We start from the raw sequence: 18,717 nt of genomic DNA on the forward strand, positions 1-18,717 counted from the left end.
AGATGGCCAGAATCCTGGTATTTTCCACGGAAACCATTTCCGATCCGGGAATAGATTTCGCCGGGACTTCCCGTCTTTCCTACCCTCCGGGCGTGGATGTCCTCAGCGTGCCCTGTTCCTCGGGTATCCATCCGGACTGGATCCTTGCCGCCCTTGAGAACGGCTACGACGGGGTCTTCATCGCCGCGGACGGGGAGGACTGCCCCTTTCTTCCGGACTGCACCGCCCGAACCGCGGAGGTGGTGAATCGTGCCCAGGATCTCCTCCGGGAAAGAGGACTTGATCCGAGACGGCTGCGCATGGCGGCCATCTGTTCTGTCTGTGGGGAGGCCTTCGTGAATCATATGCGCCAATTTGAACGGATTCTCGAGGAGTTGAAGGGTGCCTGAACGCTATCCCGTGGTCATTATAGGGGGCGGAATATCCGGCATGGAAACCGCCCTCACCCTTGCGGAGATGGGGTACCGGAGTCTCCTGGTGGAACGGGAGGGGAGCATCGGGGGCAAGATGATCCTCCTTTCCAAGGTCTTCCCCACGCTGGATTGCGCTAGCTGTATTGCCACCCCCAAGATGGCCGCGGTGCGGAACGAGGAACGCATTGAGCTTCTGGTGGCGGCGGAGGTCCGGGAAATCGTTCGTGAGGCGCGGGGATTCCGGGTGAAGATCTGGAAGAGGCCCACCTATGTGGATCCCTCCCGGTGTACGGGATGCGGTCGGTGTGAGGAGGTCTGTCCGGTGGTGCGTCCGGACCAGTTCAATGCGGAGCTTACGGTGAGGAGGGCCATTTACATACCCTTTCCCCAGGCGGTGCCGCGAAAGGCCCTGGTGGAAAAGAAGGGACTCTCTCCGTGTTCCGGGGCCTGTCCGCTGGGAATACGGGTGCATGCGCTGGTGGCCCTCCTGCGGGCCGGCCGCTTCCGGGAGGCGTTATGGATGCACCTCCGGGAGGCCCCCCTTCCCGGGGCCCTTTCCCTTCTGTGCGAGGCCCCATGTGAGGCCTCCTGCACCCTCAGGAAACGCACGGGAAGACCCATGCCCGTGCGGGCCATAAGGAAGGTCCTTCTCGAGAAGGTAAACCCGGAGGAGATCCCCTTTCCCGGCCCCCGTCGGAAGGAACGGGTGGCGGTTCTGGGAGGAGGTCCCCGCGCCCTTTCCTGCGCCTACGCCCTGGCCCTTGAGGGCTATCGGGTGGTCCTGTGGGCCGGGGAGGAGGAACTGGGAGGATTCCTGAGGGATCACCCTCTCCTCGATCCCGAGGTTCTCGAGCGGGATCTGGCCCTGGTGCGGCCCCTCCTGGAGATAAGGAGACCCGAGGGGATGGTGCGGCCGGAAGACCTCATCGGGCAGGGTTTCTCCGCGGTGTTTCTCGAAAAGGGGACCGGCCTTGAGGTGAACGAAAGGACCTTCGAGACCCCGCTTCCCGGGGTTTTTGCCTCCCTGCGTCCTTCCGCGTCCCTTCTCCGGGAGGTGTTCGAGGGCAAGGAGGCCGCCCGGAAAATAATGTCTCACCTCTCGAAAAAGCACTTTGAACCGCGAACCTTTTCCGTGAAGGGGCGCGCGCCAGGGGAGATTCCGGCGCTGGATCTCGGGAGGGTTCAGGAAGAGGCCTCCCGGTGTCTGGATTGCGGGGCCTGCTGTGAATGCCGCTCATGTGTGGAGGCCTGCCCGGCCGGGGCCATAGATTTCACCCAGAAAGGGGAACACCGGGAGGTGGAGACGGGAGCCGTGGTGATAGCCACGGGTTTCAGACTGTACGAACCCGAAAAGGACGATCTTTACGGATACCGCCGGGATGCGAATGTCATTACCGGAATGCAACTGGAGAGACTCCTGGCTCCCACCCGGCCCTATAACGCTCTTCTGAGACCCTCGGATGGGAGGATCCCCGGAAACATCGGGCTGATACTCTGTGTGGGCTCCCGATCCCTGCGGGAGGGAACGCCCCGGTGTTCCCGAATATGTTGCATGTATTCCCTCAAACAGGCCCAGTTGCTCCTGGGAGCCGTGCCTTTTGCCGAAGTATCCATTTATTACATGGACATCCGGTCTTTCGGAAAGGGATATGAACGCTTCCGGCGTCAGACCGAGGAAATGGGGGTCCATCTCATAAGGGGGCGGGTGGCCTATGTGGAGGAGGCGGAGGAAGGAGATCTGTGGGTGTACTATGAAGATTTCGACGCCGGGGGAAAGGTGCGTCGAAACCGGCACGACCTGGTGGTCCTGGCCACGGGGGCCCTGGCGGATCCTTCCCTTCGTCGACTGCTGCCCGGGGAAGCGCTGGATGAGGTGGGTTTCGTGCGGGAGGAAGGGGCTCCGGGAACGACGCGGGAGCCCGGGATATTTGTGGTGGGAGGGGCCTCGGAGCCCCGGGACATACCCGACACGGTAGTGCACGCCCAGGCGGTGGCCCTTAAGGTAGCCCTTCACCTCAGGAGGACGGGCTTTGAGGCCTGAAGAAAAGAAAAAAGCAGGGGTCTTTATCTGCGAATGCGGAGGGAACATCTCCGACTATGTGGAGGTGGCCCGGGTAGCGAGCCGGATGGAGAAAGAGGAGGGTGTGCGGGTCTGCCGGGTCTATCCCTTTGTCTGTTCCGAGGGGGCGCAGGAAGACATTATCCGCCATATTAAAGAGGCGGGACTCGAGGCGGTGGTGATCGCCTCCTGTTCCCCCCGTCTGCATCAGGAGACCTTTCGCCGGATGGTCCGGAGAGCCGGACTCAATCCCTATCGATACATCCAGGTTAACCTTCGGGAACAGTGTGCGTGGGTTCATCCCCATCAGAAGGAGGCGGCCACGGAGAAGGCGGAGAGACTGGTTCGGGCCGGATTGAGCCGCGCCCTTCGAAGCCGGGATCTCTTTCCGCCGGAGGTGGAGGTGTATCCGGAGGCGGTGGTGCTGGGAGCCGGTCCGGGAGCCTCCGCGGCGGTGGAAGCCCTTAAGACCCTGGGCCTTACGGTGCGGTGGCTCGACGACGAGACGGAGATCCTCTCCCGGGAGGGACGCCCGGGAGACTACCTTCTCCGGATAAAAAGGGGGGAGAAGACCGAAGAGATCCGGGCCGGGGCCGTGCTCGTGGCCACCGGGATCCTTCCTTACCGTCCTCAGCCCGGGGAGTTCGGATACGGTGAGGAGGGGGTCATCACCCTAGAGGAATATCGGCGCCTGATGGAAGAAAGTCCATCCGGAGAGCTCCGCTACCGGGGCCGCAGGGTGGAAAGAGTGGCCTTTATTTACTGCGTTGGTTCCCTGATAGGGGAGAACCCCTCCGGAGAGTGCGGTCGCTTCTGCTGTGTGGATACCCTGAGGACCGGATTTCATTCCCTGGAACGCTTCGGGATTCGGGATCAGTTTCACCTGCACCTGGATCTCAGGGCTTACGGAAGATACGAGGAACTTTACCGGAGCTTACGGGAAAAAGGAGTCCTTTTCGTGCGTTTTCCCCTCAAAAGAGTCCCTGAGATTCGGCCGGGGAGGAGACCGGCGGTTCGGGTGTGGGACACCTATCTTGCAGAGGAACTGGAGCTTGAGGTGGATCTGGTGGTGCTGGTCTGCGGGGCCCGGGGAAGAGGGGGAGCGATAGGTGAGGCCCTGAAGCTTCCCGTTGATGAACAGGGATTTTTCACCGAGGTCCATCCCAAGCTGCGCCCGGTGGAGACGCTGGCTCCGGGGATATATCTGGCGGGTTGTGCCTCCGGGCCGAGGACCGAGGAGGAGAGCGTGACCGTGGCTCTCGCGGCTTCGGCCAAGGCCGCGGCCCTGTTCTTAAAGGGAAAGATGGAGCTCGAGGCCCGGGTGGTGGAGGTTATGGCGGAAAGATGTGATGGATGCGGAAAGTGCGTGGAAGTCTGTCCCTTCGGGGCTCTGAGGCTTACCCCGGAGGGGCTCCTGGTGGAGGAAAGCCTCTGTAAGGGTGAGGGGGCCTGCGTGCCCGTGTGTCCTAAGAAGGCCCTGCAGATAGCCGGATACGAGCACGATACGATGGAGGAGACCATAAGGAGGCTTGCCGGTGAAGTGGTCGGGGGAGAGGCTTCGGAGGGTTCCTCTGCGGGAAACCCGGATTCTTGAGCTTCTTCGGAGGGAAGCCCGGAGTGTCCCCGAGATGGCGGAGGCGCTGGGAGTATCTCCGGAGGAGGTAATGCTTGCTCTGAGCGGGCTTCTGCGTACGGGAAAGGTGGAGCCCCTTCCCAAAGGGCGAAGGGAAAGATACTTCCGCTACAGGGCCAGAAATGCTTAAGGTGGATCCGGAAAGGAGAAAGAGGCTGCACCATCTCGGCTTTGAGGCCGAGGTGTGCTTCCACTGCGGCACCTGTTCGGTGCTCTGTCCCCTGGGACTTGGCGAGCTCCCGCGCCGGGTCTTCAGGCATGTTCTTCTGGGAAGACCGCCGGAGGAGGTGGCCCGGGAGGTGTTCTCCTGTCTCCTGTGCGGTCTCTGCGAGGAATTCTGTCCGCAGAGGGTACCCATAACCCGCAACATGAGAATTTTGCGGAGGATTCTGGTGGAACATGTCTGGAAACTGGCTTGACAATCTGAACTTTCTGGCCGTAAGCCTAAGGGAGAGAGGGACCCCTCTTCTCCTCAGCAGATGGGATCTCACGGGATGGACCCGGGGGCTTTCCCTTCCCCGGGGAGGCCGGAGGGTGCTCTACACCGGTGCCCTTTATCAGACCATTCCGCACACCGGCATTCTTTTAAGAAGACGCCGGCACTTAAAAACGCTGGAAAAACGACTCCCCCGTTCCCTTCTCCTTTTCCTGCACCGCCGGTTTGATCTGGCTGCGCTCCCGGCCCGGGCCGTATTCCCCCATTCCTGGCACCGTCTTTACTGGGAACCGTTGCGCGCCGCGGTAAGGCTCCTCCGCAGGTCCGGGGCGGAGGTGGGATACCTTTACGAAAGGGATCTTTATCCCGGAACCCTGGCTTACGAACTGGGACTCTGGGAGGTCTTCTTCCGCACCGCGCTGCGGGTAAAAAGGACCCTCGAGGAGAGCGGAGTGGAAGCCATCATTACCGTGGATCCCCACACCACCTTCATGTTTCGAAAGGTCTATCCCGAGGTCCTGCCCGGTGGATTCCCCTTTGAAGTGAAACACTACCTGGAGGTCCTGAGAGACTCGGGGATATCCGGTAGCCGGAAACCGGAAGAGGCGGGAGAATATGTGCTTCACGAGGGTTGCCTGTGGGGGCGGGAACTCAAACTGACGGATTTTCTGGTGGAGTTTCTTGAAAAAGTGGGATTTTCCGTAAAACAGCCGGATTGGTCCGGATTGCGGGTGAGGTGCTGCGGGGGGCCTGCGGAGGCCCTTTTCCCGGAGAGGGCCGGGGAGATGGCCAGCCGGAGGCTCGGGGAGCTGCTGGCCGTGGGCCGAAGGATTCTCACTCTCTGTCCGATATGTCATCTCGGTTTTCTCAGGGTGGGCGATGAAAGGGTTCAGGTGAAAGATCTGGCCCTGGCCCTGGAGGAAAACCTGAAATCCTGAAAGGGGGGATAAGCCATGGCCGAGACCATTGCGGGGAAAAAGCTGGTTATCGTGGTTACTCACGGCCTGGACGATCCCGAAAAGGCCACCCTGGCCCTGGTGGTGGCCAATGCGGCTCTGACCATGGATGTACAGGTTACGGTGGTCTTTCAGGGAAAGGGGGTAATGTGCTGTACCAAGGGCATGTACGAACACATCCTAGCTCCAGGATTAAAACCCCTTAAGGAACTGGTGGACAACCTTCCCAAATTCGGGGCCAGGATGTTCGTATGCATCCCCTGTATCGAGGAACGACACATCACCAAGGAACAGCTGGTGGAGGGGTGCGAACTGGTCAAGGCCGGGAAGCTGGTCAACGAGGTTATGCAGGCGGATCAGGTAATGGTTTACTGATTACTTCCCTATGCAGAATTGAGTGAAGATTTTATCCAGAAGGTCCTCGGTGGTCACCTCTCCGGTGATCTCCGAAAGGGCCGAAAGGGCCTCCCGGATTTCCACGGAGAGGAGCTCCGGAAGGGGCTCGTGCTTTTCGAGGAGGGCAAGGGCCCGCTCTACGGCCTGAGCGGCCCTCTCCAGGGCGGCCTTCTGACGCAGGTTGGGGGCTATCTCCGGGGGCTCCAGGGCCGCCTGTCCGGTGACCACCCGAAAAATGCGCCGGGAAAGCTCGGAGAGTCCGGTGCCCTCTAGGGCCGAGAGGAACACCGGTTCCTCCGGGAAAAAGCTTCGCCAGCTCTCCAGGGTCTCCCCGGAGGCGATGTCTATCTTGTTCACCGCGGGTACATGGGGACGATCCCGGACCTCCTCGTAGAGGCGGCGGTCCGCCTCCTCGGGGGGGCGGCTTCCGTCCACCAGGAAGACCACCACATCCGCAGCCCGCAGTTTTTCCCGGGCCCGGGCCACCCCGAGGGCCTCCACCCGATCGGTGGTCTCGCGAAGCCCCGCGGTGTCGATGAGGCGCACCGGAAGTCCGGCGATCTGCGCGGTCTCCTCGATGACATCCCGGGTGGTCCCCGGAACCGGGGTCACGATGGCCCTTTCCTCCCGGAGAAGGGCGTTCAGGAGACTCGATTTTCCCACATTAGGGCGTCCGGCCAGCACCACCGCGATCCCCTCCCGGAAGATTCGTCCCTCCCGGGAGGCCCGGATGAGTCCGTGAAGGGGCTTAAGGACCTCCTCCGCAAGCCTTCGGCGCATCTCCGGGGGAGCCAGGATCTCCAGATCCTCCTCCGGGAAGTCCACCGCGGCCTCCACCACGGCCAGTAAATCCAGCAACACCTCCCGTACCCGGTGCACCCTTTCGGAGAGCTTCCCGGAGAGCTGCCCCAGAGCCAGACGCAGGGCGGAGTCCGACCGGGCGGTGATGATCTCCTGCACCGCCTCGGCCTGGGCCAGGTCGAGGCGCCCGTTGAGGAAGGCCCTCCGGGTAAACTCGCCGGGTTCCGCCGGTCGAGCCCCGCTGGCCAGAACCAGCTCCAGAATGCGGGTGAGCACCCGGTAACCGCTGTGGGCGTAGATCTCCAGCACATCCTCCCGGGTGTAGGAGCGGGGGGCCCGCATGAGGGCCACCAGCACCTCGTCCACCGTCTCCCCGGTCTCCGGATCTACGATGTGGCCGTAGTAAAGACGATGGGACTCGAAGTGCTCCCGCGGGCGGGCCGGGCGGAAGATGCGCCGCAGAATGGCCTCGGACTCCGGACCGCTCACCTTGATGACCCCGATGGCCCCCGGACCGGGAGGAGTGGCGATGGCCGCAATGGTGTCTTCGGTCCGGGAAAGGGCCGGGGTCATTTCCGCCGGGAAGACCTGACCGGTCCGGGATGCACCACCACATGACGCCGGTCGCCCTGACCGGCGCTGCGGGTGTGCACATCCTTGCGGCCCCTGAGGACCATGTGCACCAGTCGCCGCTCCCGGGCACTCATCGGGGGGAGGGGAACCGGCTTTCTGGTACGTTTGGCCTTCTCCGCGGCCTCAAGCGCCATCTCCCGGAGTTCCCGCTCCCTCTTCTCCCTGAAACCGTCCACATCCACCACGATCTTGGGCCCCACCCCCAGACGCCGGGCCACCACCTTGTTAACCAGAAACTCCAGCGCCTCAATGGCCGCACCACCGTTCCCGGTGAATATGTCCCGGTCTTCACCGGTGATGTTGATGACCACATGGTCCGAGGCCAGTTCCGCCTGGGGCTCCAGCCTGAGTTCGCCGGAAAGAAATAGCTCCTTGAGAAACATCACCGCCCGGTTGGCCCGCTCCGAAAGGATCTTCTCCGGCTTGAGACGCACCTTGATCCGGGCCTTCTTGGCCCCGAGACCGAAAAGACCGCTTGAGCCGTGCTCCAGGATCTCGATCTCGAGATCCTCGGGCAGACAGCCCATCACCCGGCAGGCCTCCTCTATGGCCTGTTCCACATTCTTGCTTTCGAAAATGCGTTCCTCCGTCATCGCTCCTCACCTCGCCTGAAGTTTGTTGGTGATTAGCTGCTGCACTATGGAAAGGAGGTTGTTAACCAGCCAGTATAACACCAGGCCCGAAGGGAAATTTACGAAAAGCACCGTGAAAAACACGGGCATTATAAGCATAAGTCGGGCCTGCGTGGGGTCAAGGGAGGTGGGGGAAAGTCTCTGCTGCACATACATGGAAACCCCCATGAGAAGGGTGAGCACCGGAATGCCGTGAAGGTAGGGTATGTGAAATCCGAGGTAGAGACGATCCGGGGCGGAAAGGTCGTTGATCCAGGCGAAAAAGGGCGCGTGCCGGAGTTCTATGGCCTGAAGAAGCACCTTGTAAAGGGCGAAAAAGACCGGAATCTGGATGAGCATGGGGAGACATCCGGAAAAGGGATTGATCTTGTAAGTCCGGTACACCTGCATGAGCTCCCGGTTGAGGGCCTGGGGGTCGTCCTTGTACTTCTCGCGCAGTCGCTGGATGAGGGGCTGGATCTCCTGCATCCTTTTCATGCTCTTGTAGCTCAGGTGATTGAGGGGCCAGAAGAGGATCCGGATCAACATCGTGAGGAGGATGATGGCCAGGCCGTAGTTGCCCACGAACCGATGGAAGAACTTGAGGGCCCAGAGGAGGGGTTTGGCCACCGGGTCAAAGAAGCCGAAGTGGAGGGCCGCGGCCAGGTTGTGCCCGGCGGCCTTGAGGTTTTCCGTCTTCTTCGGGCCGAAGTAAAGGGCAAACCGGAAGGTGCGGCTCCGTCCGGGCTCCAGAGAGAACTCCGGACTCCAGAGGAGGATTTCGTGACGCTCGCCGGAAAGCCTCCTCATGGTAACCCGCCACCGGAGGTCTTCCGCGGGCAGGATAGCGGTGAGGAAGTAGGCGTCCTCGTAAGCCACCCAGGAAAGCGCCCCTTGATACTCCCGGAGCCCCTTCTTGAGTTTGACCTCCTCCAGGCGTTTCCCGTCGTAAAAGGCCGGTCCCTTGAAGATGTAGCGGTTGCTACGGGTGAAGGGGGCTTCCACCAGTCGAAGAATCAGACGATCCCTCACGGGCTTTTTTCCGTGGTTCACCACCCGCACGGTGAGGTCAAAGAGATAGTCGCGCCCCCGAAAGGTCAGGCTCTTTTCGATGCGCACCGGGAATTCGTAAGCGGGCTGGAAGTCCAGCCCGGCCCTCTCCGGGCCGGAAAGCCGCCAGTTCGTCCTCCCGGGCCCCTGATAGGGATAGATGGCCAGTTCCGGGTGACCGGCCAGATAGACCTCCACCGGAAGGCCCTCCTTGGGGGCGGAGACCAGCTCCACCGGGGGGGAGTCCGGAGAGAGATCCTGCCGATAGTCCTTCAGGACGAAGCTCTTGAACCTGGCCCCGGCCTCGGTGATCACGGCCCGAAAGAGATCCGTGTCCACCGTGATGTCCCGCACCCGGGCGAGCTTTGCCGGAAGAGGAGGGGAGGGCTTTCGGCCCCTTTTCACCTCCGGTGGAGCCGGACCGGAAGGGGATTTCCGGGAGGCTTTGGCCGCCACGGGGCGCTTTTCCGGCGGAGGAGCGTAGTGGGCGGCGTACCACCAGTTGAAAACCATGAGGATAAACACGGAGATGACGATGGCCAGAAGGGCACGGGTTTCCATCAGTTTCGGCCTCCTTCCGGTACGGGATCGTAGCCTCCGGGATGCAGGGGATGACACCTAAGAAGCCTCCTCACGGTGAGCCACCCCCCGCGCCAGATCCCCCAGCGCAGCAGGGCCTCCTCGGCGTAGCGACTGCAGGAGGGGTGAAAACGACAGTGTCCCGGAAGCCAGGGAGAGAGGAACAGACGATAGCCTTTTATGAGTAAGATCAGGAAACGGGTCAGCATTTTCGAAAGGCCTCGGCCAGTTTGCGGGCCACCTCCTCCGGCGTGTGGTTCAGGATCTCGCGGCGGGGGATGAAAACGAAGTCGCATCCCGGAGGGAAAAGGTCCTTGTGGCGACGGAAGGCCTCCCTGAGCAGTCGTTTTATCCGGTTGCGCACCACCGCTTTCCCCACCTTTCTGGAGACCGCAAAACCTATCCTGCGCCGGTCGAGACCGTTGGGGGCGTACACGACGCGCAGAAAGGGCAGGTCCACCCGCCGCCCTTCCCGGAAGACCCGCTCAAATTCCTTCCTGCGGGAAAGCCTTTCGGCCCGGGAAAGTCCCTCACGCCTCAAGACTAAACCGTAAGCCGCCAGCGTCCCTTGCGCCGACGATTTTTCAATATTCTGCGTCCCGAACGGGTGCTCATCCGGGCCCGAAAACCGTGACACCGCTTGCGTTTGATCCGGCTGGGCTGATAGGTCCTCTTCATGTTCTCCGCCTCCGCTCTTTATTCTCTGCCACCGGGGCAAAGCCCCAGACTCCGAGGCACCGGTGAATCCGGTCGTCTTTTTCGGCCCCCCGGCTTCGTCTGGCGGAAAAACCGGGCGGCCCTGGTCAGACCTCGCCGTCAAAGGTAAAATGTTTGCCCCTAAATAAAACCGTGCGGGGAGAGAATGTCAACGCCGGAATTCCTGGAGCGGATTCTCGAGGAAAAGCGCGGGGAGATCGCCCGGAGAAGACGGCGGGGACTCTTTTTCCGTCCCTTCTGGGATCTCCCCCGACGGGACTTCAAGGGGGTCCTCCGGAGCGAAGGGCTCACCATTGTCGCCGAGGTTAAAAGGGCCTCTCCCTCCAGGGGACTTCTCGTCCGGGATTTCGATCCCGTTCGGCTGGCCCGGGCCTATGCCCGGGGAGGGGCGGGAGCCGTTTCCGTAATCACCGACGAGCCCTTTTTCCGGGGGTCCCTGGAGTATCTGGCCGCGGTGCGGCAGGCGGTGGAGCTCCCGATCCTCCGCAAGGATTTCATCCTGGATCCCGTTCAGATCGAGGAGGCCCGGGCCTTCGGGGCCGACGCGGTCCTCCTCATCGTAGCGGCCCTTTCCCCTGAGGAGTTGCGGGAGCTTCTCGCTTATACACACCGCCTGGGGCTTCAGGCCCTGGTGGAGGTTCACCACGAGGAGGAACTGGAGACGGCCCTTTCCGCGGGAGCCGAGATCATCGGCATCAACAACCGCAACCTCCACACCTTCGAGGTCTCGGTGGGGACCACCTTTCGGATGCTGAAGGCCGTGCCGAAGGATCGGCCGGTGGTCTCCGAGAGCGGGCTTTCGGACCCCGGGACCCTCAAGCGTCTGGCCGAAGCCGGGGTGGCCGGAGCCCTCATCGGAGAGGCCCTGGTGAAAAGTCCGGATCCGGAGTATCTATTGAAAAGCTGGCTTAAGGAGGTCCAATGAGTCATGCTCAGACCAAATTTCGAAAAAATGGGCGGGCTGGTGCCGGCCATCGTCCAGGACGCCGAAAGCGGCGAGGTGCTCATGCTGGCCTACATGAACGAGGAGGCCTGGGAAAAGACCCTTTCCACCGGAAAGGCCCACTTCTACAGCCGTAGCCGGGGGAAGATCTGGCTCAAGGGGGAATCCTCGGGGCACATTCAGGAGGTGCGCGAGATCCTCATCGACTGCGATGCGGACACCGTACTTCTCAAGGTGAAACAGCACGGAGGGGCGGCCTGTCACACCGGATATCGATCCTGTTTCTATCGGCGCATCCGGGGAGAGGGGGTGGAGATCGTCTCTCCGAAAATATTCGATCCGGAGGAGGTTTATGGGCGAAAGGGTGCTTAAGTTCGGCATTCCCAAGGGGAGTCTCGAGAAGGCCACCATCGAGTTGCTGGAGCGTTCCGGATGGCGGGTGAAGGTGCACCACCGGAGTTACTTTCCGGAGATTGACGATCCGGAGATCTCCTGTGCCATCTGCCGGGCCCAGGAGATGAGCCGCTATGTGGAGGCCGGGGTGCTGGACGCCGGTATCACCGGGAAGGACTGGATCCTGGAGAACGACTCCCGGGTGGTGCCGGTGGCGGATCTGGTTTACTCCAAGGTCAGCAAGCGTCCGGCCCGCTGGGTGCTGGCCGTTCCGGCGGACTCGAACATACGGACCCTTGAAGATCTTCAGGGCAAGAAGATCGCCACCGAGCTGGTCAACTTCACCAGGCGCTACTTTGCCGAGCGCGGCATCGAGGTCAAGGTGGAGTTCTCCTGGGGGGCCACGGAGGCCAAGGTGGTGCAGGGACTGGCCGACGCCATCGTGGAGGTGACCGAGACCGGGACCACCATTCGGGCCCACGGGCTCAAGATCATCCACGAGCTCCTGGTCACCCACCCCCAGCTCATTGCCAACGAGGAGGCCTGGAAGGATCCCTGGAAGCGGAAAAAGATCGAACAGCTGGCCCTGCTGTTGCAGGGGGCCCTGCGGGCGGATCGCCTGGTGGGTCTCAAGATGAATGTGGCCGAAAAGGACCTGGAGAAGGTGGTGAAGCTTCTGCCCAGCCTCACCGCCCCCACCATAGCTCGTCTCTATCAGGAGGGCTGGTTTGCGGTGGAGACGGTAATCTCCGAGGACGAGGTGCGGGAGCTCATCCCCAGACTGATAGAAGCCGGGGCAAGGGGGATTATTGAATATTCCCTGAATAAAGTGATATAAAGAAACTAAAAAACTTCAGGGGGGCGTTATGAGACGATTTTTTCTGCCGGCTTTACTGTTGATCGTGGTGGCCTCCTGCGGTCCCTCGGTCACCTATCACGAGAGGGCCGCCGGAATGCACAAGGAGCTGGCCTATGTATACCTCAAGGACGGCCGTTATCCCGAGGCCCTGCGGGAGGCCCTGCTGGCCAGGGCCGAGCGTCCCAGGGACCCCGAGGTGTACAACATTCTGGGCCTCATATACATGGGGCGCCGGGACTACGCCAAGGCCAGAGCCCAGTTTGAGGAGGCCCTGCGCCTGGATCCGAAGTATTCCGAAGCCCTGAACAACCTGGGAGCACTGTCCCTTCTCCAGGGCGATTACGACACCGCCATCTCTTACTTCGAAAAGGCCCTGGATAACCCTCTCTATGTGAATCCCTTCATGGCCCTCACCAACCTGGGCTGGGCCTGGCACAAGAAGGGCGACGACGAAAAGGCCCTTTCCTATCTGGAGAAGGCCCTCAAACTCAACCCCCGTTACGCCAAGGCCTACTACTACGCCGGGCTCATTGCCTTTGGGCAGGGGCGCTGGGACGAGGCCAAACTCAACTTCCGTCGAGCGGTGCGTTTCGACCACGCGGACATGGCCTCGCGTTTCTGGCTGGGCGAGGTCTACTTTCGTCTGGGCGAGGTGGAAAAGGCCCGGCACCTGTGGCAGTCGGTGACCCAGCTCGCCCCGGAAAGCGAATGGGCCCTAAAGGCCGAGGAGAAACTCCTTCTCCTCGAGAAGCTCTCTAATGACACATAGGCCGGGCTCCCTCCGGGGAGGGTTCGGCTGCGGCTTCCTCTGCGAGACGACGCCGCAGAGCTTCCCCCTCCCTGCGGGCGGCCTCTAACCGGTTCAGGGCGTTCACCAGGGCCTTGATCCCCGCGGCCACGATGTCTCCGTCCCGTCCCAGGCCGGCGGTTCTCCGTCCGGAGGCGTCCTCCAGGATCACCCCGCAGACCCCCTCGGCCTCGGTGCCCCGTCCCAGGGCGTCGATGTGGAAGTCCACCAGGCGCAGGCGTTCCCCCTCCTCACCCTCGCCGAAGGCGTAACCCAGGGCCCGGGCCACGGCCTTAAAGGCCGCGTCCACCGAGCCCACCCCCACGGCCACCGCCACCCGGCGCCCGGTCTCCCGATCCTCCACCTCCACCTGGGCGATGGGCCGAAGAGAGGTGCCGTAAAGACTGGAGACCTGAGCAGAGACCACCCTATAGCGATACCCCTCCCCCAGAAACTCGTCGTAGAGGATCCCCTCCAGGTATTCGTCGGGAATGCGCCGGAGCACATCCTTGATCTCAGCCCGAAAACGCTCGAAGACCCGGGAAAGGGCCTCCCGGGAGAGACGCCAGCCCAGGCTCCGCAGCTTGTAATCCACCGCGTGTCTCCCGGAGTGTTTGCCGAGCACGATGGCGCTTCCGCTCCAGCCCACATCCTCCCGGTTCATGATCTCGTAGGTCAGACGATGGGCTATGACTCCGTGTTGATGGATGCCGGACTCGTGAGCGAAGGCGTTGGCCCCCACGATGGCCTTGTTGGGCTGAACGAACATTCCGGTAAGCTGAGCCACCAGCTGACTGGTGGGGACGATCCGCCGGGTGTCCACCCGGGTTTCGAGCTCCGTGCCCAGGCGATCCCGGAAGAAGTCTCCCCGGGTGCGCAGGATCATGACGATTTCCTCCATGGCGGCGTTTCCGGCCCGCTCCCCGATCCCGTTTACAGTGCATTCCACCTGCCGGGCACCGGCGAGAAGCGCCGCCACGCTGTTGGCCACCGCCAGCCCCAGGTCGTTGTGACAGTGCACCGAAAGACGCAGGTCCCCGGAATCCAGCGCCTCGCCGAACCCCTCCTCCCGTAAACGCCCTATCAGGAAGGAAATGAGCTCGTAGTACTCGTGAGGCACGGTGTAACCCACGGTGTCCGGGATGTTAATGACCCGGGCTCCGGCCCTGGCCACCGCCACCACCACCCGGGCCAGGTATTCCCGGTCGCTGCGGGTGGCGTCCTCCGCGGAAAACTCCACATTGGGCGTGAACCCCGCGGCCAGCCTCACCGCCTCCTCGGCGAGCCGCAACACCTCCTCCCGGCTCTTGCGCAGCTTGTACTCCAGATGGATGTCCGAGGTGGCGATGAAGGTGTGGATACGGGGGTTTTCGGCCTCGCGCAGGGCCTCCCAGGCCACTTCTATATCTTTAGGATTGGCCCGGGCCAGGGCCGCAATTTCCACCCCCCTGAGCTCCCGGGCCAGCGTCCTCACCGCCTCGAAATCCCCGGGCGAGGCCACCGGAAACCCCGCCTCGATCACATCCACCCCTAACTCCACCAGGGCCCTTCCGATCTCGATCTTCTGGGACATGTTGAGGGAAACCCCGGGCGACTGTTCACCGTCCCTTAAAGTAGTGTCAAAGATGTAGACCCGGTTGATCATGAAAAGCCTCCCGAAAAATCTCGTCAGATCTTAATGTCCTCAGGAGCGGTATACACCTCTATCCCCAGCTTCTGAGCCACCTCGAAGGCTCGGGGCTCCACCATGGGGGAGATAATGAGTTTCCGTGAAACCTTTCGTCCCTCTCGATTTTCGTAAAATTTGACCTTGCGTTCAAAAACATACACCTCTTCCCAGCTTACCGAGGACTTGATCTCCACGGCCCAGATCTCTCCGTTACGGATAAGCACATCTATTTCCACCTGATCGGGATGTCCGAAAACCTCCCCTTTCTCGTCGTAGCCCCAATAACGCTCCACTCGGTACCGGGTAAGTTCCTCAAGGATGCGCCTGAGACCGTCACGAAAGGCCTTCTCGGACATAAGGCCCCAGCGCGCTCCGAGGGCCCCGATGGTGCGATCTATCTTGCGATCCAGTTTCTCGAAGGTCCCCCAGATCTTCCTGCGTTCCTCTCTCCATTCTCGCATCCACTCCTGCCAACGGCGCTCCGACTCTTGTTCCATCTTTTCGATCTGTTCCCAGATCTTGTCTCTTTCCCGTATCCACTCCTGCCAACGGCGCTCCGATTCCTCCCGCATGTGACGAATTTCGGCCAGCATCTTCTCAAAACGGTCCCCGGCCTCCTCACGGGAGAGAGCGGTTTCCCGGAGGAGCTTCTCGATCTCAAACCGCACTTCAGGATGTTCCCTTAAGATACGGGGCAGTATTTCGCGCACTACCTTCTCGATTTCCACAATTTCCATGCCGTTGCCCCGAAAGGTCTTAACAGAAAAATTCTAATCCTCGTTGACGCCGTAAACAAGGAGTGCTAGTTAGAGAAATAAAATTTCCCGGTAAAGGAGGCCTTCCAGATGAAAATTTACTACGACAAAGACGCGGACCTTTCGCTTCTTCAGGGCAAGACCATTGCCGTTCTGGGATACGGAAGTCAGGGGCACGCCCACGCCCTGAACCTCCGGGACAGCGGTCTTGAGGTGATCGTGGGGTTGCGTCCCGGGGGGGCCAGCTTCGAGAAGGCCAGGGCGGACGGCTTCGAGCCCCTCCCCCCCTCCGAGGCCTGCGCCCGGGCCGAGGTGATAATGGTTCTGGTGCCGGATCAAATCCAGCCTCAACTTTACAAGGAGGCCATCGAGCCCAACCTTTCCGCGGGCAAGATGCTCATGTTCGCCCACGGCTTCAACATTCACTTCGGTCAGATCGTTCCTCCGAAAGATGTGGATGTGACCATGGTGGCCCCCAAGGGGCCCGGGCACCTGGTCCGCCGGGAATTTGAACGGGGTGCCGGGGTGCCCTGTCTGGTGGCCGTGCACCAGGACGCCACGGGCGAGGCTCTAAAGCGGGCCCTGGCCTATGCCAAGGGCATCGGCGGCACCCGGGCCGGAGTCATCGAGACTACCTTCCGGGAGGAGACCGAGACCGACCTTTTCGGAGAACAGTGCGTGCTCTGCGGCGGGGTGGCCGCGCTGATCAAGGCCGGTTTCGAGACCCTGGTGGAGGCCGGCTATCAGCCCGAGATCGCCTACTTCGAGTGCTGCCACGAACTCAAGCTCATCGTGGACCTCATCTACGAGGGGGGACTCTCCTTCATGCGGTATTCTATAAGCGACACCGCGGAGTACGGGGATCTCACCCGCGGCCCCCGGATCGTAAACGAGAGCGTGAAACAGGAAATGAAGCGGATCCTGGAGGAGATCCAGAGCGGGCGTTTCGCCCGGGAGTGGATCCTGGAGAACCGGGCCGGCCGTCCGGTAATGAACGCCCTGCGGCGCCGGGAGGCGGAGCACCCCATCGAGGAGGTGGGCCGGCGCCTCCGGGACATGATGCCCTGGCTCAAGAAGAAGTAAGCTTTTTCCAGGAGCGCCTGAGTTCAATGAGAAGATCGCCCAGAGAAAGAGCTACCTCCAGACGACGCGAGGGATCCATTCGTTCGTAAAGGTTACGGAGATGGGCATCCCCCCGGCCAAAAGCCGGGGGCTTTTTCAAGAGCTCCGCTTCTTTTTCAGAATATTCCATTTCTCCAGAACACCGGCCTGTTTGGCCAGAAATTCAACCCTTTCCTCATCCAGATCACCGGCCTTGAGAAGTAATTCCAGATCCGTCCGATCCTTAAAATCCCGATAATAAATCACTAAAATATCCTCCTTGCGGGCGACCTTCACCAGCCTTTCGAAAACCTCAAGGACCAATCCCTGATCACCAGATGTTCCCAGGGGAACTTTGCCTCTATCAGGTCTACAGGGATTAAATCCTCTTCTTTCCAGAAACGCAAAAGCCTTTTACCTCCAGAAAGGTCCACCACGGCTACTTTAAAGCTTAAAAATCTTAGCCGTTTTTCAAGGCCTTCGAAGTCCAGGAAGGCCACCAGAAAGTCGAGATCCACCGTAGGAAGAATTTCCACCTGGGGGGCCAGAGCCAGCTTCCCGACCAGAGTCCAGTCTTTCACCATGTCCTTTGAGTTTTCCAGGAAGTCCAGCGTTTCAATAAAGGTCCGGGTAAGGATTTAAGCCACCTCCTTGAAGGCCTCGCGGGCGGCCTCGATGGTCCTTTCGATTTCCTCCTCGGTGTGGGCCAGGGAGACGAAGGCGGCCTCGAACTGAGAGGGAGCCAGATAGACCCCGCGCTTTACCATAGCCCTCCAGAAGGCTCCGTAAAGTTCGGTGTTCGAAGCCGCGGCCTCGGCAAAATTCGTTACCCTCCCCTCCCGGAAAAAGAGGGTCATCATGGACCCCACGCGATTGCCGGTGACCCTGAGACCGGCCGCCCGGGCCGCCTCAAAAAGCCCCTCGAAGAGCCGGGACGAAAGCTCCTCGAGCCGCTCGTAGGTGCCGGGACGGGTGAGGATCCGGAGGGTGGCCAGCCCCGCCGCCACCGCCAGCGGATTCCCCGAAAGGGTCCCGGCCTGATAGACCGGCCCCTCCGGGGCGATGTGATCCATGATCTCGGCCCGCCCCCCGTAGGCCCCCACCGGAAGCCCTCCGCCGATGATCTTTCCCAGGCAGGTGAGATCCGGTTCCACTCCGTAAAGACCCTGGGCCCCGGAAAGCCCCACCCGGAAACCGGTAATGACCTCGTCGAAGATGAGAAGGGCTCCGTGCTTCCGGGTAATCTCCCGCAAACCCTCCAGGAACCCCGGCTCTGGCGGCACCACCCCCATGTTCCCGGCGATGGGTTCCACGATCACCGCCGCGATCTCACGGCCCATCCTCGAAAAACAATCCTTTACGGCCTCAAGATCGTTATAGGGAAGACTCACGGTGTTGGCCACGATCTCCTCCGGCACTCCGGGGCTGCCCGGAATCCCCAGGGTGGCCACCCCGGAACCGGCCTTAACCAGAAAGGAATCGGCGTGACCGTGATAGCAGCCGTCGAACTTTACGATCTTTTTGCGCCCGGTGTAGCCCCGGGCGAGCCTCACCGCGCTCATGGTGGCCTCGGTCCCGGAATTGACCAGCCGCACCTTCTCGATGGAGGGCACGCACGCACAGATCAGGCGAGCCAGCTCCACCTCGGCCCAGGTGGGAGCCCCGAAACTGGTCCCGCCCTCGGCGGCGGCCTTGACCGCGGCCACCACCTCGGGATGGGCGTGCCCCAGAATGAGCGGCCCCCAGGAGGCCACATAGTCTATGTAGCGTCTCCCGTCCACATCCACCAGGTAGGGCCCCTCGCCCCGCTCGAAGAAGATGGGGTCCGCCCCCACGCTCCTGCAGGCCCGAACCGGACTGTTCACCCCTCCGGGGATGACCTTCACCGCCTCTGCGAAATAACTCCTGGACCTGGTTCCCGCCATG

24 protein-coding genes are annotated in these 18,717 nt (G+C 61.6%); 12 read left to right on the top strand and 12 right to left on the bottom strand.

Translation table 11 applies throughout. The features are described 5' to 3' along the window. The first annotated feature begins 2 nt into the window (after positions 1–2). Genes K3767_RS01690 through K3767_RS01720 form a run of 7 tightly spaced genes read left to right on the top strand, consistent with a single transcriptional unit; the run spans position 3 to position 5,872 of the window. On the top strand, positions 3–389 hold the full coding sequence (locus K3767_RS01690; protein WP_221171838.1) for a hydrogenase iron-sulfur subunit: 387 nt from the start codon (positions 3–5) through the stop codon (positions 387–389). Beyond that, a complete protein-coding gene (locus tag K3767_RS01695) occupies positions 382–2,454 on the top strand; it encodes an FAD-dependent oxidoreductase (RefSeq protein WP_221171839.1) in 2,073 nt (690 codons plus the stop codon). Before K3767_RS01690 ends, K3767_RS01695 begins: the two co-directional genes overlap by 8 nt. Then, the gene (locus K3767_RS01700; RefSeq protein WP_221171840.1) at positions 2,444–4,066 is read left to right on the top strand and encodes a CoB--CoM heterodisulfide reductase iron-sulfur subunit A family protein; all 1,623 of its coding nucleotides are present in this window, start codon (positions 2,444–2,446) and stop codon (positions 4,064–4,066) included. Before K3767_RS01695 ends, K3767_RS01700 begins: the two co-directional genes overlap by 11 nt. Further along, positions 4,008–4,235, top strand: a complete 228-nt coding sequence (locus tag K3767_RS01705) for a hypothetical protein (RefSeq protein ID WP_221171841.1) — start codon at positions 4,008–4,010, stop codon at positions 4,233–4,235. Before K3767_RS01700 ends, K3767_RS01705 begins: the two co-directional genes overlap by 59 nt. After that, positions 4,228–4,524, top strand: a complete 297-nt coding sequence (locus K3767_RS01710) for a 4Fe-4S dicluster domain-containing protein (protein WP_221171842.1) — start codon at positions 4,228–4,230, stop codon at positions 4,522–4,524. Before K3767_RS01705 ends, K3767_RS01710 begins: the two co-directional genes overlap by 8 nt. Continuing rightward, on the top strand, positions 4,505–5,479 hold the full coding sequence (locus tag K3767_RS01715; protein ID WP_221171843.1) for a (Fe-S)-binding protein: 975 nt from the start codon (positions 4,505–4,507) through the stop codon (positions 5,477–5,479). The genes K3767_RS01710 and K3767_RS01715 overlap by 20 nt, the downstream gene beginning before the upstream one ends. A gap of 15 nt (positions 5,480–5,494) precedes the next feature. Continuing rightward, positions 5,495–5,872, top strand: a complete 378-nt coding sequence (locus tag K3767_RS01720; RefSeq protein ID WP_221171844.1) for a DsrE family protein — start codon at positions 5,495–5,497, stop codon at positions 5,870–5,872. Here K3767_RS01720 and mnmE read toward each other — a convergent pair whose 3' ends face one another. From mnmE to rpmH, 6 genes are read right to left on the bottom strand one after another with little or no spacing between them, the layout of a single operon-like run. Next, positions 5,873–7,267: a tRNA uridine-5-carboxymethylaminomethyl(34) synthesis GTPase MnmE gene (mnmE, locus tag K3767_RS01725; RefSeq protein WP_221171845.1), complete on the bottom strand. Its 1,395-nt coding sequence runs from the start codon at positions 7,265–7,267 to the stop codon at positions 5,873–5,875. Further along, positions 7,264–7,920 (bottom strand): RNA-binding cell elongation regulator Jag/EloR, encoded by a 657-nt coding sequence (jag, locus tag K3767_RS01730; protein ID WP_221171846.1) that lies wholly within the window; start codon positions 7,918–7,920, stop codon positions 7,264–7,266. The genes mnmE and jag overlap by 4 nt, the downstream gene beginning before the upstream one ends. Before the next feature lie 6 nt (positions 7,921–7,926). After that, a complete protein-coding gene (gene yidC / locus K3767_RS01735; RefSeq protein WP_221171847.1) occupies positions 7,927–9,549 on the bottom strand; it encodes a membrane protein insertase YidC in 1,623 nt (540 codons plus the stop codon). Next, a complete protein-coding gene (gene yidD / locus K3767_RS01740) occupies positions 9,549–9,776 on the bottom strand; it encodes a membrane protein insertion efficiency factor YidD (protein ID WP_221171848.1) in 228 nt (75 codons plus the stop codon). The genes yidC and yidD overlap by 1 nt, the downstream gene beginning before the upstream one ends. Continuing rightward, on the bottom strand, positions 9,770–10,108 hold the full coding sequence (rnpA, locus tag K3767_RS01745) for a ribonuclease P protein component (protein ID WP_221171849.1): 339 nt from the start codon (positions 10,106–10,108) through the stop codon (positions 9,770–9,772). The genes yidD and rnpA overlap by 7 nt, the downstream gene beginning before the upstream one ends. Positions 10,109–10,110: 2 nt before the next feature. Continuing rightward, a complete protein-coding gene (gene rpmH / locus K3767_RS01750; protein WP_221171850.1) occupies positions 10,111–10,245 on the bottom strand; it encodes a 50S ribosomal protein L34 in 135 nt (44 codons plus the stop codon). Positions 10,246–10,429: 184 nt separating this feature from the next. Between rpmH and trpC the strand changes: the two genes are divergently transcribed. Genes trpC through K3767_RS01770 form a run of 4 tightly spaced genes read left to right on the top strand, consistent with a single transcriptional unit; the run spans position 10,430 to position 13,248 of the window. Further along, entirely contained in the window at positions 10,430–11,209 is a 780-nt protein-coding gene (gene trpC, locus K3767_RS01755) for an indole-3-glycerol phosphate synthase TrpC (protein WP_221171851.1), read from the top strand. 3 nt (positions 11,210–11,212) lie between these two features. Continuing rightward, positions 11,213–11,599 (top strand): phosphoribosyl-AMP cyclohydrolase, encoded by a 387-nt coding sequence (gene hisI / locus K3767_RS01760; protein ID WP_221171852.1) that lies wholly within the window; start codon positions 11,213–11,215, stop codon positions 11,597–11,599. Further along, positions 11,580–12,458, top strand: a complete 879-nt coding sequence (gene hisG, locus K3767_RS01765) for an ATP phosphoribosyltransferase (protein ID WP_221171853.1) — start codon at positions 11,580–11,582, stop codon at positions 12,456–12,458. Before hisI ends, hisG begins: the two co-directional genes overlap by 20 nt. A gap of 28 nt (positions 12,459–12,486) precedes the next feature. Continuing rightward, the gene (locus tag K3767_RS01770; protein WP_221171854.1) at positions 12,487–13,248 is read left to right on the top strand and encodes a lipopolysaccharide assembly protein LapB; all 762 of its coding nucleotides are present in this window, start codon (positions 12,487–12,489) and stop codon (positions 13,246–13,248) included. Here the strand turns inward: K3767_RS01770 and K3767_RS01775 are convergent. Next, positions 13,235–14,911 (bottom strand): 2-isopropylmalate synthase, encoded by a 1,677-nt coding sequence (locus tag K3767_RS01775; protein WP_221171855.1) that lies wholly within the window; start codon positions 14,909–14,911, stop codon positions 13,235–13,237. The genes K3767_RS01770 and K3767_RS01775 overlap by 14 nt on opposite strands. Before the next feature lie 23 nt (positions 14,912–14,934). Further along, complete coding sequence (locus K3767_RS01780; protein WP_221171856.1) at positions 14,935–15,672, bottom strand: PD-(D/E)XK nuclease family protein; 738 nt, start codon at positions 15,670–15,672, stop codon at positions 14,935–14,937. Between the two features lie 108 nt (positions 15,673–15,780). Between K3767_RS01780 and ilvC the strand changes: the two genes are divergently transcribed. Beyond that, positions 15,781–16,773, top strand: a complete 993-nt coding sequence (ilvC, locus tag K3767_RS01785; RefSeq protein ID WP_221171857.1) for a ketol-acid reductoisomerase — start codon at positions 15,781–15,783, stop codon at positions 16,771–16,773. Here the strand turns inward: ilvC and K3767_RS01790 are convergent. The 4 genes from K3767_RS01790 to hemL are packed head-to-tail and all read right to left on the bottom strand — an operon-like array spanning position 16,760 to position 18,716. Continuing rightward, positions 16,760–16,912, bottom strand: a complete 153-nt coding sequence (locus K3767_RS01790; protein ID WP_221171858.1) for a hypothetical protein — start codon at positions 16,910–16,912, stop codon at positions 16,760–16,762. The genes ilvC and K3767_RS01790 overlap by 14 nt on opposite strands. Then, complete coding sequence (locus K3767_RS01795; RefSeq protein WP_221171859.1) at positions 16,909–17,058, bottom strand: hypothetical protein; 150 nt, start codon at positions 17,056–17,058, stop codon at positions 16,909–16,911. The genes K3767_RS01790 and K3767_RS01795 overlap by 4 nt, the downstream gene beginning before the upstream one ends. Before the next feature lie 26 nt (positions 17,059–17,084). Further along, entirely contained in the window at positions 17,085–17,372 is a 288-nt protein-coding gene (locus tag K3767_RS01800; protein WP_221171860.1) for a hypothetical protein, read from the bottom strand. Between the two features lie 57 nt (positions 17,373–17,429). Next, positions 17,430–18,716, bottom strand: coding sequence for a glutamate-1-semialdehyde 2,1-aminomutase (hemL, locus tag K3767_RS01805; RefSeq protein WP_221171861.1), 1,287 nt, complete (start codon positions 18,714–18,716; stop codon positions 17,430–17,432). Position 18,717: the final 1 nt, after the last annotated feature.

Source organism: Thermosulfurimonas sp. F29, assembly GCF_019688735.1.
Lineage (GTDB): Bacteria > Desulfobacterota > Thermodesulfobacteria > Thermodesulfobacteriales > Thermodesulfobacteriaceae > Thermosulfurimonas_A.

What these genes read in the sequence shown, in the direction of transcription:
- K3767_RS01780 (WP_221171856.1), bottom strand. Translation starts at nt 15,672, where the DNA reads ATGGAAATTGTGGAAATCGAGAAGGTAGTGCGCGAAATACTGCCCCGT.
- K3767_RS01775 (WP_221171855.1), bottom strand. Translation starts at nt 14,911, where the DNA reads ATGATCAACCGGGTCTACATCTTTGACACTACTTTAAGGGACGGTGAA.
- hisG (WP_221171853.1), top strand. Translation starts at nt 11,580, where the DNA reads ATGGGCGAAAGGGTGCTTAAGTTCGGCATTCCCAAGGGGAGTCTCGAG.
- K3767_RS01720 (WP_221171844.1), top strand. Translation starts at nt 5,495, where the DNA reads ATGGCCGAGACCATTGCGGGGAAAAAGCTGGTTATCGTGGTTACTCAC.
- yidC (WP_221171847.1), bottom strand. Translation starts at nt 9,549, where the DNA reads ATGGAAACCCGTGCCCTTCTGGCCATCGTCATCTCCGTGTTTATCCTC.
- K3767_RS01690 (WP_221171838.1), top strand. Translation starts at nt 3, where the DNA reads ATGGCCAGAATCCTGGTATTTTCCACGGAAACCATTTCCGATCCGGGA.
- hemL (WP_221171861.1), bottom strand. Translation starts at nt 18,716, where the DNA reads ATGGCGGGAACCAGGTCCAGGAGTTATTTCGCAGAGGCGGTGAAGGTC.
- trpC (WP_221171851.1), top strand. Translation starts at nt 10,430, where the DNA reads ATGTCAACGCCGGAATTCCTGGAGCGGATTCTCGAGGAAAAGCGCGGG.
- K3767_RS01770 (WP_221171854.1), top strand. Translation starts at nt 12,487, where the DNA reads ATGAGACGATTTTTTCTGCCGGCTTTACTGTTGATCGTGGTGGCCTCC.
- ilvC (WP_221171857.1), top strand. Translation starts at nt 15,781, where the DNA reads ATGAAAATTTACTACGACAAAGACGCGGACCTTTCGCTTCTTCAGGGC.
- K3767_RS01715 (WP_221171843.1), top strand. Translation starts at nt 4,505, where the DNA reads ATGTCTGGAAACTGGCTTGACAATCTGAACTTTCTGGCCGTAAGCCTA.
- K3767_RS01710 (WP_221171842.1), top strand. Translation starts at nt 4,228, where the DNA reads ATGCTTAAGGTGGATCCGGAAAGGAGAAAGAGGCTGCACCATCTCGGC.
- mnmE (WP_221171845.1), bottom strand. Translation starts at nt 7,267, where the DNA reads ATGACCCCGGCCCTTTCCCGGACCGAAGACACCATTGCGGCCATCGCC.
- jag (WP_221171846.1), bottom strand. Translation starts at nt 7,920, where the DNA reads ATGACGGAGGAACGCATTTTCGAAAGCAAGAATGTGGAACAGGCCATA.
- rpmH (WP_221171850.1), bottom strand. Translation starts at nt 10,245, where the DNA reads ATGAAGAGGACCTATCAGCCCAGCCGGATCAAACGCAAGCGGTGTCAC.
- hisI (WP_221171852.1), top strand. Translation starts at nt 11,213, where the DNA reads ATGCTCAGACCAAATTTCGAAAAAATGGGCGGGCTGGTGCCGGCCATC.
- yidD (WP_221171848.1), bottom strand. Translation starts at nt 9,776, where the DNA reads ATGCTGACCCGTTTCCTGATCTTACTCATAAAAGGCTATCGTCTGTTC.